At 59.4% G+C, this 16,601-nt stretch carries 14 protein-coding genes; 10 read left to right on the forward strand and 4 right to left on the reverse strand.

Features of this window, described 5'->3' with window-relative positions; genetic code table 11:
* Nucleotides 1-140: 140 nt before the first annotated feature.
* The 5 genes from modA to HWX34_RS17065 are packed head-to-tail and all read left to right on the forward strand — an operon-like array spanning nt 141 to nt 3,641.
* Nucleotides 141-890 carry a molybdate ABC transporter substrate-binding protein gene (gene modA / locus HWX34_RS17045; protein ID WP_178973375.1) on the forward strand — a complete coding sequence of 250 codons (750 nt, stop codon included), beginning with the start codon at nt 141-143 and terminating at the stop codon, nt 888-890.
* A 2-nt stretch (nt 891-892) separates the two neighbouring features.
* A complete protein-coding gene (gene modB / locus HWX34_RS17050) occupies nt 893-1,579 on the forward strand; it encodes a molybdate ABC transporter permease subunit (protein ID WP_218645232.1) in 687 nt (228 codons plus the stop codon).
* A 1-nt stretch (nt 1,580) separates the two neighbouring features.
* Complete coding sequence (locus HWX34_RS17055; RefSeq protein ID WP_178973376.1) at nt 1,581-2,288, forward strand: ATP-binding cassette domain-containing protein; 708 nt, start codon at nt 1,581-1,583, stop codon at nt 2,286-2,288.
* The gene (locus HWX34_RS17060) at nt 2,281-2,838 is read left to right on the forward strand and encodes a nitrogen fixation protein NifQ (protein WP_178973377.1); all 558 of its coding nucleotides are present in this window, start codon (nt 2,281-2,283) and stop codon (nt 2,836-2,838) included. The genes HWX34_RS17055 and HWX34_RS17060 overlap by 8 nt, the downstream gene beginning before the upstream one ends.
* On the forward strand, nt 2,835-3,641 hold the full coding sequence (locus tag HWX34_RS17065; RefSeq protein WP_178973378.1) for a TOBE domain-containing protein: 807 nt from the start codon (nt 2,835-2,837) through the stop codon (nt 3,639-3,641). The genes HWX34_RS17060 and HWX34_RS17065 overlap by 4 nt, the downstream gene beginning before the upstream one ends.
* 75 nt (nt 3,642-3,716) lie before the next feature.
* On the opposite strand, the gene hflX is transcribed toward HWX34_RS17065, so the two are convergent.
* Nucleotides 3,717-5,099, reverse strand: coding sequence for a GTPase HflX (gene hflX, locus HWX34_RS17070; RefSeq protein ID WP_178973379.1), 1,383 nt, complete (start codon nt 5,097-5,099; stop codon nt 3,717-3,719).
* A gap of 173 nt (nt 5,100-5,272) precedes the next feature.
* Here hflX and HWX34_RS17075 point away from each other — a divergent pair, with 173 nt between their 5' ends.
* The 3 genes from HWX34_RS17075 (at nt 5,273) to HWX34_RS17085 (ending at nt 11,699) form a co-directional block, all read left to right on the forward strand.
* Nucleotides 5,273-6,526 (forward strand): DEAD/DEAH box helicase, encoded by a 1,254-nt coding sequence (locus HWX34_RS17075; protein ID WP_178973380.1) that lies wholly within the window; start codon nt 5,273-5,275, stop codon nt 6,524-6,526.
* Between the two features lie 187 nt (nt 6,527-6,713).
* The gene (locus tag HWX34_RS17080) at nt 6,714-10,622 is read left to right on the forward strand and encodes a response regulator (RefSeq protein WP_178973381.1); all 3,909 of its coding nucleotides are present in this window, start codon (nt 6,714-6,716) and stop codon (nt 10,620-10,622) included.
* A gap of 30 nt (nt 10,623-10,652) precedes the next feature.
* Nucleotides 10,653-11,699, forward strand: coding sequence for a two-component system response regulator (locus HWX34_RS17085; RefSeq protein ID WP_178973382.1), 1,047 nt, complete (start codon nt 10,653-10,655; stop codon nt 11,697-11,699).
* A gap of 79 nt (nt 11,700-11,778) precedes the next feature.
* Here the strand turns inward: HWX34_RS17085 and HWX34_RS17090 are convergent, their stop codons facing one another.
* The 3 genes from HWX34_RS17090 to HWX34_RS17100 form a co-directional block, all read right to left on the reverse strand.
* Complete coding sequence (locus HWX34_RS17090; protein WP_178973383.1) at nt 11,779-13,650, reverse strand: methyl-accepting chemotaxis protein; 1,872 nt, start codon at nt 13,648-13,650, stop codon at nt 11,779-11,781.
* A gap of 374 nt (nt 13,651-14,024) precedes the next feature.
* Nucleotides 14,025-14,300, reverse strand: coding sequence for an HU family DNA-binding protein (locus tag HWX34_RS17095; RefSeq protein WP_178973384.1), 276 nt, complete (start codon nt 14,298-14,300; stop codon nt 14,025-14,027).
* Between the two features lie 45 nt (nt 14,301-14,345).
* Entirely contained in the window at nt 14,346-14,510 is a 165-nt protein-coding gene (locus HWX34_RS17100) for a hypothetical protein (protein ID WP_178973385.1), read from the reverse strand.
* Here HWX34_RS17100 and HWX34_RS17105 point away from each other — a divergent pair.
* Together HWX34_RS17105 and HWX34_RS17110 are read left to right on the forward strand one after the other, a co-directional pair.
* Nucleotides 14,509-14,817: a LexA family transcriptional regulator gene (locus HWX34_RS17105; RefSeq protein WP_178973386.1), complete on the forward strand. Its 309-nt coding sequence runs from the start codon at nt 14,509-14,511 to the stop codon at nt 14,815-14,817. The two genes, HWX34_RS17100 and HWX34_RS17105, sit on opposite strands and share 2 nt — an antisense overlap.
* Nucleotides 14,818-14,952: 135 nt before the next feature.
* The gene (locus HWX34_RS17110; protein ID WP_178973387.1) at nt 14,953-16,572 is read left to right on the forward strand and encodes a methyl-accepting chemotaxis protein; all 1,620 of its coding nucleotides are present in this window, start codon (nt 14,953-14,955) and stop codon (nt 16,570-16,572) included.
* Nucleotides 16,573-16,601: the final 29 nt, after the last annotated feature.

The following is a 16,601-nucleotide window of genomic DNA, read 5'->3' on the forward strand; positions in this document are numbered from 1 at the left end:
TCATGCCAGCAGGCGCACAAGCCGACCCAGGCAAAACTGCCTCCCTACTCTGGGCTAGCCGGACATTCCCCGGAAGGATTATTTCTTATCGTTATATATCCGGGTATATTACGCACTCACCCTTACAAGCGGAGCGCCCGATGAAAGCAAGGCTGATTGCCATTTCCCTGTGCAGCATGCTGCTGGCAGGACATACCCTGGCCGGGGAAATCACCGTTTCTGCCGCAGCCAGCCTGACCAATGCCTTCAAGGATATTGCCCAGGGCTTTGAAGCGAAAAACCCGGGCAGCAAGGTCAACTTCAACTTTGCCGCCTCCGGCGCGCTATTGCAGCAAATGGCCAAGGGAGCGCCGGTGGATGTGTTTGCCTCCGCCGACCAGGAAACCATGGATAGTGCGGTCAAACAGAAACTGGTGAATAACGCCGACCGCAAAGACTTTGCCCGCAATGCACTGGTGCTGATTGTGCCTGCCGACAGCAAGCTGAAACTGCATCAGTTGTCCGACCTGCAACAAGCGGCCATCAAACACGTGGCGCTCGGGGTGCCTGCCAGCGTGCCGGTAGGCCGCTATGCCAAGCGCGCGCTTGAAAACGCCCATCTGTGGCCAGCGGTGGAAGCCAAGGTCATCAATACACAGAACGTACGCCAATCGCTGGACTACGTAGCCCGTGGCGAGGTGGAAGCCGGTTTTGTTTATCAGACCGACGCCGCCATCATGCCGGACAAGGTGAAAGTGGCGTTCAGCGTGCCGCTGGATGAAACCATCAGCTACCCGGTAGCACGCACCAGCACAGCAGCCAATGCTGCCGAAGCACAACGCTTTGTCACCTATCTGTTGTCTCCTGCCGCCCAGGCCATTCTGGCCCGCTACGGATTCAGCAAGCCCTGATCATGACTGACTGGATGAATGACCCGGCCTGGACCGCATTGGGCCTGTCACTGCGGGTGGCGGGCTGCGCCACTGTGCTTAACCTGCTGCTGGGCGTGGGCGTGGGCTTGCTGCTGGCGCGTGGCCGCTTCCCCGGCCGCAATCTGCTGGACACCCTGCTGACCCTGCCCATGGTGATGCCGCCCACCGTGCTGGGTTATTACCTGCTCACCCTCTTGGGCCGACGCGGCCCGCTGGGCGGTTGGCTGCAAGCACAGTTTGGCATCAACCTGATTTTCACCTGGCAAGGCGCGGTGATTGCCGCCGCGCTGGTGGCCTTTCCCCTGGTGTACAAACCGGCACGGGCGGCATTTGAAGCAGTGGACGGCCAGCTGGAACAAGCCGGACGGGTGCTGGGCATCTCGGAAATCGGCATTTTCTTTCGCATCACCCTGCCGCTGGCCTGGCGCGGCATTCTTGCCGGATTACTGTTGGCCTTTGCCCGCGCACTGGGTGAATTCGGTGCCACGCTGATGGTGGCGGGCAGCATTCCCGGCAAGACACAAACCCTGTCCGTCGCCATTTACGAAGCGGTACAGGCCGGACAGGATGACAGCGCCAATCGCCTGGTATTGGTGACATCAGCAGTCTGTGTACTGGTGTTGCTGCTGGCGGGCAAGCTGGCACCGGGCCGGATAGCGGAGCGCTGACATGACAACACCCCGCTTTGATCTTGCCATTCGTCACACCCTGCACAGTGGCCAGCGCAGTTTCTCGCTGGACATCGCATTGCAAAGCAGCTGCCAGCAACTGGTGGTGTACGGCCCCTCCGGCGCAGGCAAGAGCCTGCTGCTCAAGGCCATTGCCGGCCTGCATCGTCCTGATTCCGGACATATCCGGCTGGATGGCCGCTGCCTGTTCGACAGCGCAGATGGCATCTGCCTGAGTCCACAGCAACGGCAGCTGGGCTATCTGTTTCAGGACTACGCGCTGTTTCCGCACCTGAGCGTGCGGCAGAACATCGGCTTTGGCCTGCAGCGCGGCTGGCTCAATCCCGGACGCCGCCGCCAGCTAGCAGCGGTGGATTACTGGCTGGAAGCTTTCGGTCTGCAAACGCTGGCCGATCAACTACCAGCCACCCTGTCCGGCGGCCAGCGTCAGCGTACCGCCCTGGCCCGCGCCCTGGTAGCCCAGCCGCGTGCGCTACTGCTGGACGAACCCTTCTCGGCGCTGGACCCGGCCTTGCGCCTGCAATTGCGCGGCGAGCTGGCCGAGCTGCTGCAACGGCTGTCCATTCCCATGCTGCTGATCACCCACGACGCCGCCGACGTACGGGCCTTTGGCCAGCAAACCCTTTACCTGCAGGAGGGGCGACTGTGCCAGCCGCCGGCCAAGCTGATGGAGACTGCCCATGGATGAAGTGCAGCAGCAGGCCTTCCGTCTGCTGACCCGTGCCGTACTGGGCGTGCTGCGCAATGCACAGGACGGTGAGCTACCGCTCTTCGCCTGGACACTGGGCCTGCCGCAAGCGGACTTGCTTGAGGTGCTGTACGCCTGCGCACCGGAGCTTGGCCATATGGAAGCCTTGCCGGACGTGCAATACCAGCAGCTGCTGTCTCAGCGCCCGCCACTGCATCAAGCACTGCTGGACATGCTGCTGACCAACCGTTCGGCCGCAGAGAATGCGCAGCACGGACGCTGGCTGGCACATGCGCTGGCGGTGGCCAGCCTGGGCAGCCGCTATCTGTGGCAGGACCTGGGCTTGAGCAGCCATCGCGAGCTTAAGCAGCTGCTGCAGTTCTATTTGTACCCGCTGTTTGCCCGCAATCAGGCCGACATCAAGTGGAAACGCTTTCTGTATGCCGAACTGGGCGAGCAACTGGGCCATCCCGGCCTGAAACCACCGGAATGCGGCCGCGATCACCGTCACGCAGCCTGCCTGCCGGTTTTGCCCGGACAACAGAGATGAAACAACAGGACATCACCCTGCAAGGCGCATTGTGGCTGAACCTGGCCGGAGAGAAATTCGGCAGCCCGCAACATCTGGCCTTGCTTGCGCAAATCGATGTCTGCGGCTCCATCAGTCAGGCAGCACGCGACATCAGGCTGAGCTACAAAGCAGCATGGGACGCCATCGACCACATGAATAACCTGGCAGGTGAACCACTGGTGGAGCGTCTGTCCGGTGGCAAGGGTGGTGGCGGTACCCGGCTGACCGCACGCGGGCGTCAGCTGGTGGAGAACTATCAGATCATCGAGCGGGAACATCAACAGTTCCTGCGTAACCTGCAGCGTCAGGCCAGCGGCATGGCGGATGATCTGCTGCTTTTGGGAGGCATGAGCATGAAAACCAGCGCACGCAATCAGTTTCTGGGCAAGGTGGTGGCCATCAAGACCGGCGCGGTGAATGACGAAGTGGAACTGGAAATCACCGATGGCCTGCGGCTGGTGGCAGTTGTCACCCACGACAGCGTAGCCAGCCTGGGACTGGAAGCTGGCGTGACGGCCTATGCGCTGATCAAGGCATCTTCGGTGATTGTCGGCACCGAGGATGACGACATCCGCCTGTCGGCACGCAACCAGCTACGCGGCACGGTGAGCCGGCTGATTCCGGGCGCGGTCAATAGTGAAGTGGTGATCGAAATTGCTGCCGGGGTCAGCATTGCCGCCATCATTACCAATGGCAGTGCAATGGAGATGGGCTTGCAGACGGGGAGCCGCGCCACCGCCATTTTCAAGGCATCCAGTGTAATTCTGGGCGTGCCGGGCTAGGCTACGCGTACTGATGTAAAACAAAAGTCCCATGCCATCACAGCATGGGACTTTGCATGAGCAGAAAACCGGAAGTCAGACTTCCCAGTATTCCTTTTCCCGCCCGCAGGAACCCGGATTGAGCTTTTCATGCAGACGGCGCAATTGCTCTGCCTCGCCACGTACGCGGAACCAGCTGCCCTCTTCCTCCGCACGTTCTTCCAGCACCTGGCAGTGGCTGTAGATTTCGCCACGCAGTTGCTGAGCCGACCACGGCAGCAGGATTTCATCATCAGTCAGGTCTTGCTGAAAGAAGGCGACAATACGGGCGCGCAAGGCGGACACATCTTCCGGACGACGCGCACTCATCACCACGCAACCGGGGTAACGCTGTTCCAGCTCGGCACGCCAGCCGTTTTCATCCGCCACATGATCGATCTTGTTGAATACGCGGATACGCGGCACCTCATCGGCACCGATTTCATGCAGTACGGTATCGGTTACTTCCAGCTGGCGTTCGAAACCGGGGTCACTGGCATCAATCACATGCAGTAGCAGGCCGGCATCCAGCGCCTCTTCCAGCGTGGATTTGAACGATGCCACCAGGCCGTGCGGCAGGTTCTTGATAAAACCGACGGTATCGCTCACCAGCACGCGTGGCACGCTTTCCGGGTAGATGGCACGCACCGTGGTATCCAGCGTGGCAAACAGCTTGTTGGCCACCAGCACTGCGCTGCCGGTGAGCGCCCGCATCAGTGTGGATTTGCCGGCATTGGTGTAACCCACCAGCGACACCCCGGCCAGGCCCTGCCCTTGACGTTCCAGTCGGCGTGAACGCTGGGTCTTGCGCTCCAGCTCCATGGCCGTGATTTCGCGTTGCAACTCGGCAATGCGGTCGCGCACCTTGCGACGGTCCAGCTCAGTGTGCGATTCACCCGAGCCGCGCCCACCCATGCCGCTACGCTGACGGCCTTGCGGGCCAGCCAGCTTGGCTGCCTCGCGCAGGCGGGGTGCCATATAACCCAGGCGGGCAATTTCCACCTGCGCCTTGGCCGCACGCGAGCGGGCATTGCGATGGAAAATCTCCAGAATCACCATGGTGCGGTCCATCACTTCGCAACCGACAGCCAGCTCCAGGTTGCGTGCCTGTGACGGGGAAATTTCGTGATCCACCAGCAGCACGTCAATGTCTATCGCAGATGGGTCCAGCTGCGGCGGTGCATCGTCCAGTTCGTCAGCCCGCAAGCCGCGATTGACATACATGTGGATTTCTTCCAGCTTGCCCACCCCCAGATAAGCGGTACGGTCAAAGCCGTTACGCTTCTGGACAAAGGTATGCACCACCTGAAAACCCAGGGTTTTGGCCAGTTCGCTCAGTTCAGCCAATGAGGAGGCGAACTCGACATCGCTGACTTCCGGCAATTGCACCGACGCCACAATGGCGTATCTGGGTTTTTCTTTGACTTCTGTTTCTTCCATGAGCTGATTGCTTCACTTTACTTTGGCTGGCGAGCCCGGATTTTACCCGTAAATGCCCGCGCCCGCCGCCCAGATTGCAGCAAGCTTGACCCTGCAGGCTGACCGGCAGATACTGCGCAGCCTCTGGCGGCTTTACTGCCGCTTCAATCACCCTTCATCTGTCTGTCCCACTCATGCCATTCACCTCTCTGGGCCTGCAAGCCGCGCTGGCCGATTCTGCCGCCGCACAAGGCTATTCCACCCCCACGGCCATCCAGCGCGCTGCCATTCCGCTCATCCTGCAAGGTAGCGATATACTGGCCACCGCCCAGACCGGTTCTGGCAAGACCGCAGCATACTGCCTGCCGCTACTGCAGCAATGGTTGTGCGACCACACGACAGCCCGCCGCCAGCTGCGCGGGCTGATTCTGCTGCCCACGCGCGAACTGGCCATCCAGGTGGGCAATACCCTGCGTGAGCTGGCAGAAAGCCTGCCACGTCAACCCAAGGTGGTGGTGGCTTATGGCGGCGTATCCATCAACCCGCAGATGATGGCGCTGCGTGGCGGTGCCGACATGGTGGTGGCCACACCGGGCCGTTTACTGGATTTGCTACAGCAAAACGCCCTGCGCCTGACCACGGTCAGCACGCTGGTGCTGGACGAGGCGGACCGGCTGCTGGAACAGGGTTTTGCTGCCGAAGTCAGCCAGTTACTGGCGCTATTGCCACCTTACCGGCAGAACCTGCTGCTCTCCGCCACCTTCCCGCCCAAGCTGCGCAGCCTGGCAGAAACCCTGCTCAGGCAGCCGCAACGCATTGACATACCGCACAGCCCGGATAGCACACCCGCAATCCGGCAGCGGGCCATCGAGGTGGATACCGCCCGCCGTACCATGCTGCTGCGTCACCTGCTGCAAAACGAAAACCCGGAGCGGGTGCTGGTGTTTGTGGCCAGCCGCCACACAGCGGACCATGTCTGCAACAAACTGCAACAGGCTGGCGTGCGCGCAGCAGCCTTGCACAGTGACTGCAGTCAGAGCCAGCGCGGCCAGGCGCTGGCGGATTTCAAGACGGCACATCTGCAAGTGCTGGTAGCCACTGATGTGGCGGCGCGCGGCATCGATATTGCCCACCTGCCCATGGTGGTCAACTACGACCTGCCGCGCTCGCCAGCCGATTACACCCATCGCATTGGCCGCACCGGCCGCGCCGGTGCCAGCGGCGTGGCCATCAGCTTTGTCTGTGCCTACAGTGCGGCGCATTTCCGGCTGATCGAGAAACGCCAGCAGCAACAAGTTCCGCGCGAGCGCGTGGCAGGATTCGAACCGCAGGACCCGGTTGCCAACACACCTCTGCAAGACGGCAACGGCGGCATCAAGGGCAAGCGCATGAGCAAGAAGGACAAGCTGCGCGCAGCCCAGGCGGCCCAACCCGGAAACCAGCCCTGAAACCAGCCCCGGTCGGGGCTGCAATCAATCTGCAATGACAATTGAGTTTGCGATTTCCGTCATGTTAATATCATGAAGCCGCTACGAAAATCGCCAGCTCCACCCCTCTGAATCAGGTGCGGCCAGGCCGGCAAACACTTCTCCCCTCATCGCAGCACAGCACAGTACGCCGGTATTGGAGCGCTGATTGAAAAAGACTTTCGCCAGCAGTCTGGTCTTGCGCATGTGCGGATTGATTCTGCTATCCATCCTGGTTTTTGCCTTTGGCTGCTATCACCTGATCGTACAGCGCACCGTCGACAGCCTGGCCCAGTCGGAAATGCAGATTTCCGCCCAGCAATTGCAGTCGCGCACCCAGCATTTGCTGTCCAGCGTGCAGGACACCTTGCGCGCCAGCCAGTCCTGGGGCCGCAACAGCGCCTGGAACGGCCAGACGGAATGGCTGGCGGCCAATCGTCACGAGTTGCAGCGCTTCAATGATTTCTTTTTCCCCATCATCGAAAACCATGCCGAAATCGCCTCGGTCAACATGGCGCATCAGTCCGGGCGCGAAATCCTGCTGCTGCATGATGCCAACGGCGGCTGGACCAACCGCATCAGCGACCCGGCACACTGGGGACGTACCACCTACTGGTTTTTCTGGGACCGGCAACGCAGGCTGATCCGCAGCGAAACACGGCAGCAGGATTACGATGCCAGAACCCGCCCCTGGTTTCAGGGAGCCATGTCCGCCACCGATGACGGTGCCATTGTGTGGACCAAGCCCTATACCTTCTATACCACACGCCAGATCGGGCTTACCGTATCCACCCGCTGGACAGCCAGTGACGGCAGCCGCTTCGTGATAGGCCATGATGTCAACCTCAGCAGCCTGTCGCGGTTGGCCGGCAGCTTGCCTTCGGAGCACGCCAAAACCCTGGCCCTGCTGGATGAACAAGGCCGCTTGCTGGCCCTGCCCTATGCCGATGGACAATTGCAACCGGGCGAGCAACTCCACCCGCTGGCCACGGTGAACAACGGCCCGCTGTCACATGCTTATCCGCACTGGCTATTACGCAGTCAGCTGGCAGGCCAAGCCAGCCGCTTCACGGCAGAGGGACAGGAATGGTTCAGCCTGTTCCAGCCCATGACGCTAGACAAGCAAACCTGGTGGATCGCCGTGCTTGCTCCGGAGTCCTCTTTCCTCCCCGGCACGGCCAGTGACGTGATTCTGCTGGTGCTGATCAGCACTGCCGCACTGATTTGCGCCGGCATGGTGGCGCTGCGCATGGCGCAGCGCTTTGCCCGGCCACTGGAGTTATTGGCACAAGGCAGTGTGCGCTTTGGCCAACTGGAACTGCAACAGCCAGTCAGTCCGGATGCCTTGCAAGCCCCCTGGCTGGAAGTGCGCCAGCTGGCTGCTGCGCAAGAGCAAATGCGTCAGCAATTGCTGGTCAAGACTTCCGAACTGCAACAGGCCCGCGCCGAACTGGAACAAAAAGTGACAGCGCGCACCAGCGACCTGCAACATCAGGTGGCCCTGGTGGAAGCCTTGCTGGACACCATCCCCAACCCCATTTTCTACAAGGGTGCCGACACCCGGTTTATCGGCTGCAATCAGGCGTATGAACAAGCCTTTGGCATTGACCGCAGCAACTTCATCGGCAAGCGTGTGCTGGAGCTGGATTACCTGCCCGCTAGTTCCCGCCAGTTATTCCAGCAAGAGGACGAAGCGGTCATCACCAACTGCAGCCGCGTATCCCGCGAAGAACAACTGCGTTTTGCCGATGGCAAGCTGCATCACGTACTGTATTCGGTGACCGGTTTTCGCCATGAGGACAACACCCCAGGCGGGCTGATAGGCGTGATTGTTGACGTCAGCGCCATCAAGGATGCCGAACAGGAAGCCCGCACCGCCCGTCACCAAGCTGAAGCGGCCACCCGCGCCAAAGCCGACTTCCTGGCCAATATGAGTCATGAAATCCGCACCCCGATGAATGCGGTCATTGGCATGACTCAGCTTGCGCTGCAAACCCAGCTTGCCCCCCAGCAGCGCAACTATCTGGAGAAGGTGAATACCGCGGCCAACGGACTACTTGGCCTGATCAACGACATTCTGGATTTTTCCAAAATAGAAGCCGGGAAACTCAGCTGCGAGCAAACCGAATTTACGCTGGAAGAAGTCATTACCCGGGTTGCCGACCTGATGGCACTACGTGTACGCGACAAGGGGCTGGAGCTGTTGTTTGACATCGACAGCAAGGTTCCTGCCCAACTGATAGGCGACCCACTGCGCCTGGGGCAGGTACTGAACAATCTGGTGGGCAATGCCGTCAAGTTTACCGACTCCGGCGAAGTCACCCTGAGCGTCCGGCTGGAGCGGGAAGAGCAAGACAAGCTGACCCTGCACTTTGCGGTCAGCGATACCGGTATTGGCATGAGTGCAGCACAACAGGATGGCATTTTTCAGGCCTTTTCCCAGGCGGACAGCTCTACCACCCGCCGCTACGGCGGCACCGGCCTTGGGCTGAGCATCAGCAAGCACATCGTGCAACTGATGGATGGTGACATCACCGTCAGCAGCCAGCCAGGCCATGGAAGCTGCTTCAGCTTTACCTGCCAGTTTGGCAAGGCCAGTGCCAAGCAGGCTGCGCCAAGTACGCTGCCGGACATCCGCGGCATGCGCGCACTGGTGGTGGATGACAATGCCGCCGCCCGCGAAGTATTTGTCCACATGCTGCAAGCCCTGCAACTGGAAGCTGCGTCGGTGGACAGCGGCATGGCTGCCTTGCAGGCCTTGCAACAGGCTCAGGATGCAGGCCTGCCCTATCAGCTGGTGCTGATCGACTGGAAAATGCCCGGCATGGACGGCGTGGACACCCTCCGCCATATCCAGGCCAATGAAAACCTGCCCACACCGGTATGCCTGCTGGCCACCGCACACGATTGCGACAGCCTGAGCCAGGCGCTGGGCAATACCAAGGTTGACGGCATTTTCAACAAGCCCACCACCTTCTCCACCCTGCTGGATGCCATTCATACCGCCTGCCGCCATCAGCCTGCCTTACAGGCTGGCAGCAACACGCCGCGGCTGGATCTGGCGCAGTTGCGACAGCTACTGCAAGGGGCACAGGTTTTGCTGGTGGAAGACAACCAGACCAATCAGGAAGTGGCACTGGAATTACTGCGCCAGGTCGGGATACAGGCAGACCTGGCCGAAGACGGAGCCCAAGCCGTGGCAATGGCCGCCACCAAGGACTACGCACTCATCCTGATGGACTGCCAGATGCCGGTGATGGATGGCCTTGAAGCCACCCGCCAGTTACGTCTGGACGAGCGCCACAATAACAGCAAGATCGTCGCCATGACCGCCAATGTCATGGAAGGTGAAGAACAACGCTGCCTGGATGCCGGCATGGACGACTACATTGCCAAACCCATCGACATCCAGGTGTTTTATGCCACTCTGGTGCGCCACTTGCGCCCCGGCATGCCGCACAGCCTGCCCGGCAAGCTGGCCTTGCCCGGCAACAAACATGGCAGCGATGTCATTCTGAACCGCGAGCTCGCCCTGCTGCGCATGGGTGGGGACACCACCTTGTACCAGCGACTGCTGCATCGTTTCCGCGAACGGGAAAGCGATGCCTGCCAGCGGCTGCAACAAGCCTTGCAACGGGCAGATACCGATGGCGCCCGCCGCATCGTTCACAACCTCAAGGGCCTGGCTGGCAATCTGGGGGCTGAAGCACTGGCCGCAGCCTGCCGGCACGCTGAATACCATCTGGACAGCGACATCGACAGCCGCAACCAGGCCATCAGCCGGGTAGAACAGCAACTGCAGGCCCTGCTGGCACAGCTGGAACAGGAACAGACGGCAGCACCTGCCATTTCACCGGACGGGCATGACAGCGTCCGGGCACTGCTGGACACGCTGGAACAACAGCTGCGTGTCGATGATATCCGCGCCAGTAAAACTGCGGCCGAATTGTTCCGTAGCCTGGCCGATCACGCAGCCGCCGACGACGCGCAGCAACTATCGCGCCTGGCGGGTCAATATGAATACGAAGCCGCCTTGCAGCAGCTGGCCCAGCTGACTGCACGACTACAAGCAAGCTGACCATGCAAGCCAACCGAAAGCTCATTGCCCATGGCTGATCTCAGACAACGTCAAAGCATACTGATTGCCGACGACGTACCGGACAACATCGAATTGCTGGCCGCCATCCTGGAAGACGAATACACCATCAAGGTGGCTCCCAATGGTGAAAAAGCCCTCAAGATTGCTTATTCCGACACCCCGCCGGACCTGATCCTGCTGGATGTGATGATGCCCGGCCTGAGCGGGCATGAAGTGTGCCGCAGGCTGAAGTCCAACCCGGACCGTCAGCATATTCCGGTCATCTTTGTCACCGCCATGTGCTCGGTGGAAGATGAAAAGCTGGGGCTGGAAATCGGCGCGGTGGACTACATCACCAAGCCCATCAGCCCGCCGGTGGTCAAGGCCCGGGTACGCACCCATCTGGCGCTGTACGACCAGACCCGCGAACTGGAGCGCATGGTGGCCCAGCGCACCAACGAGCTACTGAGCTCGCGTCAGCAAATCATCCAGCGCCTGGGACGTGCGGCCGAGTTCAAGGATAACGAAACAGGCAATCATGTTATCCGCATGGCACACGCTACCCGGCTGATCGCCGAAGTGGCGGGCATGGGCAGCAAGGCGCAGGAAATCCTGCAATTGGCGGCACCCATGCACGATATCGGCAAGATCGGCATTCCGGACCACATCCTGCTCAAGCCGGGCAAACTGAATGCTGAAGAATGGCAGCTGATGAAACAGCACCCGCAAATGGGGGCGGACATCATTGGCAGCCACGATGACGAACTGCTGCAAACCGCCGGCATCATTGCACTGAGCCATCACGAACGCTGGGATGGCAGTGGCTATCCGTATGGCCTTCGCGGCGAGGCCATTCCGCTAGCCGGTCGTATTGTGGCCATTGCCGATGTGTTTGACGCCCTGTTGTCGGCCCGTCCCTACAAAAAAGCCCTGCCGCTCTCCGAGGCGCTGGACTATATGTACAGCCAGTCCGGCGCGCACTTCGACCCGCAATTGATTGAAGCCTTCCGCAAGGCATTGCCGGAAATCCTGCGGATTCGTGCCAACTATGCCGACGACGAGGGTCAGGGCAACTGAGTGCTGCCGGTTTTCGTGCAGGCAGAAAAACAAAACCCCCGGCTAGCGGGGGTTTTCTTTGGGATTGCTGTGTCCGGGCTTACAGCTTGAACTGCGATACCAGGGTACGCAAATCGCCACCGCGGCGTGACAGATCCTGAATGATACTGAGGATGCGCTGCACATTTTCGTCGCTCTCCAGCGCCTTGGCGTTGATACGCTCGGCACTTTGCGCCATCACCGTAGTAGCCGTGCTCTGTTCCTTGGTGGAACTGGTGATTTCCGACATGCGGCTGGCAATATCCTGCGTGCTGGCCTTGATGCGACCAACCTTCTCGGCCGCTTCACGCGACATCGCCACGCCAGTGGCAACACGCTCGTTGGTCTTGCTGGTATGGCCGATCGCCACTTCGGTCTGGCTCATCACGCTATTGATCATCTGCGCGATTTCCACCGTGGCCGATGCTGTGCGCTCGGCCAGCTTGCGCACTTCATCCGCCACTACGGCAAAGCCACGACCTTGTTCACCGGCACGTGCCGCCTCAATGGCTGCATTCAGTGCCAGCAGGTTGGTCTGGTCTGCAATGTCACGAATCACTGCCACAATGCCGCGAATCTGTTCGGAATGCGAAGACAGGTCGCCCATGGCACTTTGCAGGGCATCCACCGTCTGCACGATGGACTGCACTTCGCGCGCCACCTGCTCCATGGCCTGGTAAGAGTCTTCCGAGTTTTCACGGGTACTGGCCACCAGCACTTCGGTTTCACCGGCATTGTCCGCAATGTGATTGATGCTGACGGTGATCTCTTCAATCGTCGCAGCCGTGGCAGACAGCTCGTTGGACTGCACGCGGGAATCCGAGGCAATGCTTTCAGCGGCCTGATGCAGGGCGGCGGTATCGCGCGCCAGTGCTTCGGCATCGTTGCGCACCGACACGAACATGCCATGCAGCTTGTGCACAAAGGCATTGAAGGCTTCGGCGATCTGGCCGACTTCATCCTGCGAGCGTACCGGCAGGTGCAGGGTCAGGTCGCCATCGCCGCTGGCTACGTTACGCATGGCGTCGCGCAGTTCGGTCAGGCCGGACAGCATGCGGGCCACACCGATGGTTGCCAGCAAGGCCACCACCACCACACCAGCAATCAACACGGCTATCATCAGTTCAATCAGGTGAGTGACCGATACGGTTGCCGCAGCCACCGGCACCACCACGCCCAGCAGCCAGCCGGTCTTCCCAACCGGGTACAAGGCAGTCATGCTCGCCTCGCCATTCAGGCTGATGGTTTGCAAAGTGCCGTCCTTGCTGACACTGTTCAGATCAAAGCCCGGCATTACTTCGTTGATTTTCTTCATGCCCGAATCCTTGACCGGATGGGCAATCACCGAACCGTCACCGGTAATCAGGAAGGCAAAGCCATCGCCCGGCAGCTTGGAGGACACCACTTCGTCCGCGACGCGTGCCAGGGAAACGTCACCACCGGCCACGGCAAGCAGTTGACCATCTTTGCGCAGCGCCTTGGCAAAGGTGATGATGGGCTTCTTGGTGGCAGCATCAATATACGGTGCAGTGGCGATGGCTTCCTGCGAATTGCTGGCTGCCAGGTACCACGGGCGGCCTGTCGGGTCATACCCCGGCGGTACCGGCGTGGAGCCGGTGAATTGCGTCATTTTCTTGCTGGGCTCACCGACATACATGTCATCCAGCTTGCCAGCCACTTGCGACTGGTCAAGGATGGGTTTCATGTCACCCTCGGTAAAGTGCAGCAATGCAGAGCCGACGATATTCTGACGAGTGGATACCCACTCGGTAATGAAGCTGACCTTGTTATTGGCCGTCTGGACAATCTGGTCACTGATGGATGAAAGCAGTGCTTCTTTCATTTTCCAGTAGGCCACACCGCAGAACAACAGCGAAATGGCTACCAGAATCATCAGTACAAACGCAAGCATTCTGGAACGGAGAGTACGCATGGAGGATCCTGTTTTTATAATGTCTTAAAACCACACATTGCTGCCTGGCACGACCGCTTGTGGCGGTTATCGGCGTGCTGCAATGTTCCCGGCTTCAATTCGACACGTCAATACCATTTTCAAATGCATCCGGCATTTTCAACAAAAAAATGCACAATATTGACATTGATGAAGTAATGCACCGCTTGTTAATGCATACGCCTCCCCATGGCATCAAATAACACACTGTGTGAATAGATTTACGCCGTCCTTATTTAGTTATTGATCAATTTGAGTCAACAATCCAGTCAACTGCACCAAATAGACTGAAGGCATGAAAAAAGGACGCCAAGGCGTCCTGGTTTGCTGCCGGTGGTCTTCCCCACCATGGTCAATCAGCCTGCTACAGCTTCTTTCAACTGCTTGATCGGGGTGAACACCACCTTGCGCTTTGCCGGGATCAACACGGTTTCGCCGGTTTTCGGGTTGCGGCCATTACGTTCTGCCGTATTTTTCACCTTGAATTTGCCGGTGCTGGCCAGGGTGACTTCACCGCCGCTGACCAACTCATCACGAATGGTCTGCTCCAGCGCATCCATGAAACGCAGGACATCGACTTTGCTGCTGCCTGTTTTTTCGGAAAGAATGGCAATGAGTTGTTGTTTGGTCATGCAAGGCTCCTGCGCCGGGAAGGTGATTGGTGTCAAATTGGAAGGTTAACCAGCCAGACCCTGCTCCAGCAAGGAAAATTTGTCATATCTGCCGCAAGCTGCCACGCCTGCCCTGTCTGCGACAGGGTGTTTGTTCGTCGATAAAGCCTGCTTGCCCTGCTGATTTTGATTTTGTACAATTTCATAATCAATAGCGCGGAGCTTCATCATGACACCCACCATACACCCGGACCAGACTCAGTCATTCTACTTGCCCATGCCCGATCACTCGCTGAGCGGAGCCGGCATCGCCGCCGGCCACATCCTCACCATTGATGCGCAGCGCAGTCCGGTACAAGGCAATCTGGTACTGGCCACGGTGGATGGTGAATTCATGGTGCGTCGCCTGCAGCGCAATGGCCAGCGCCTGTGCTTGCTGGCAGCCCATCCGGACTACCCGCCGATTGAAGCGGATTACGGCCAGGATTTCGCCATATGGGGTGTCATCAGCCAGCCGGACAGTCACCTTACGGCATAGCAACAGACCGTAGTCTGCGGAGCGCCACTTGTTTGTCATTCGACAAGAGATTGATTTCCTGTAACTTGTCGCCACAACCCTCCCGTCTATAAAGACAGTATGTCATCCGACACAATTCAGGACAGGGAGCGCTTCGTGAACATTTCGCAACGACTGGCACTGACGCTGGGCATTGCCTTGCTGGCATTGATAGGAATCGGCGGCTTCGGCCTGTATCAGCAACAGCAGGCCAATGCCCGCTTCGAATACCTGACGGCCAATACCTTCCCCAGCATCATGGCGCTGGATGAAATGCTGGATGCACTGACCCAGATGCGCACCGGCACCTATCGCCATGTCATTGCGCAAAGCGACAGCCAGAAAGAAAAAGACCAGCAGGCCATCAATACGCAGGACAAACGCTTTGATGAAGCCGCAGCCCATTACGAAAAAGACCTGATCGTCGACGCCGAGGACCGCCAGTTGATGGAACAGGACCGCAAGCTGGTGGTCAGCTACCGCAGCGCCCGCGATGCCTTGTTGCAATTGTCACGCCAACACAAGACCCAGGAAGCGGAGCAAGCCATCACCGGCGGCAACATGCGCGCCGCTACCGCAGCCTTGAGCAAAAACCTGCAGCAACACATGCAATTCAACTACCGCCTGGCAGGCAAGCTGGCCGATGACAACCGCCAGGCCTATCAACAGGCCATCACCATGTCGATTGCCGTCATTGCTGCCTGCCTGCTGGGCTGTGCACTACTGGGCGGCAGCTTGTTCCGGCACATTCGCAGCAGCCTGCTGGGCATGCGCAATGTGATGTTCAATGTGCGTGAGGCGCTGGACTTCCGCCTGCGGGTGAAAGTGATGCGCCAGGATGAAGTGGGCGAAACCGCCATGGCATTCAATGCCCTGCTACAACAATTGCAGGACAGTTTCCAGGACATTCGCCGCAGCGTGGAATCCGTCGACCAGGCCATTGAGGGCATGGCCAGCAACACTACGCAAATTGCCCGCAGTTCCGAGCTGCAAAGCGAAGCTGCCGCCGCCATGGCAGCTGCCATCGAAGAGATGACCGTCAGCATCAACCATGTGTCCGACCGCGCGCTGGAAGCCAACCAGCAAACCAGTGCCGCAGGCGATACCGCCAGCCAGGGTGGGCAGGTGATTCTGGCCACAGTAAGTGGCATCACGGCGGTTTCCGAATCCATCCGCCAGGCAGCCAGCCAGGTGGCCAGCTTGCGTCAGGACAGCCAGACGGTGGCCACGGTGATGAACATCATCAAGGAAATTGCCGAACAAACCAATTTGCTGGCACTCAATGCGGCCATCGAAGCGGCACGGGCCGGTGAAATGGGCCGGGGCTTTGCCGTGGTGGCCGATGAGGTACGCAAACTGGCAGAACGCACAGCCAAGTCCACCACGGAAATTTCCACGGTTATTTCTCAGATGCAGCAAGGTACACAGGATGCGGTTGGCAGCATGGAGCGCGTGGTGGAGCGCGCCAATCAGGAAGCCGATGCCGCACGCGGTGCCAATACCGCCATCGAACGCATACAGGACAATACCCAGCAGGCCAGGGAATTGGTGCATGACATTTCCCACAGCATTTCTGAACAAACCAGCACCAGCACCACCATTGCCCAGCGCGTGGAACAAATTGCCCAGATGGCAGAGGAAAACTCGTCTGCCGCCAGCAGTTCGGCTGATGCCGCACGTGAACTGCACAAGCAGGCCAGGACCATACTCAACACCGTGGCGCAATATCAGGTGTAAACACCGCCGGCCTTGTCTGGCAGCGTTAG

This window comes from Aquitalea sp. LB_tupeE (genome assembly GCF_013391415.1).
Lineage (GTDB): Bacteria > Pseudomonadota > Gammaproteobacteria > Burkholderiales > Chromobacteriaceae > Aquitalea.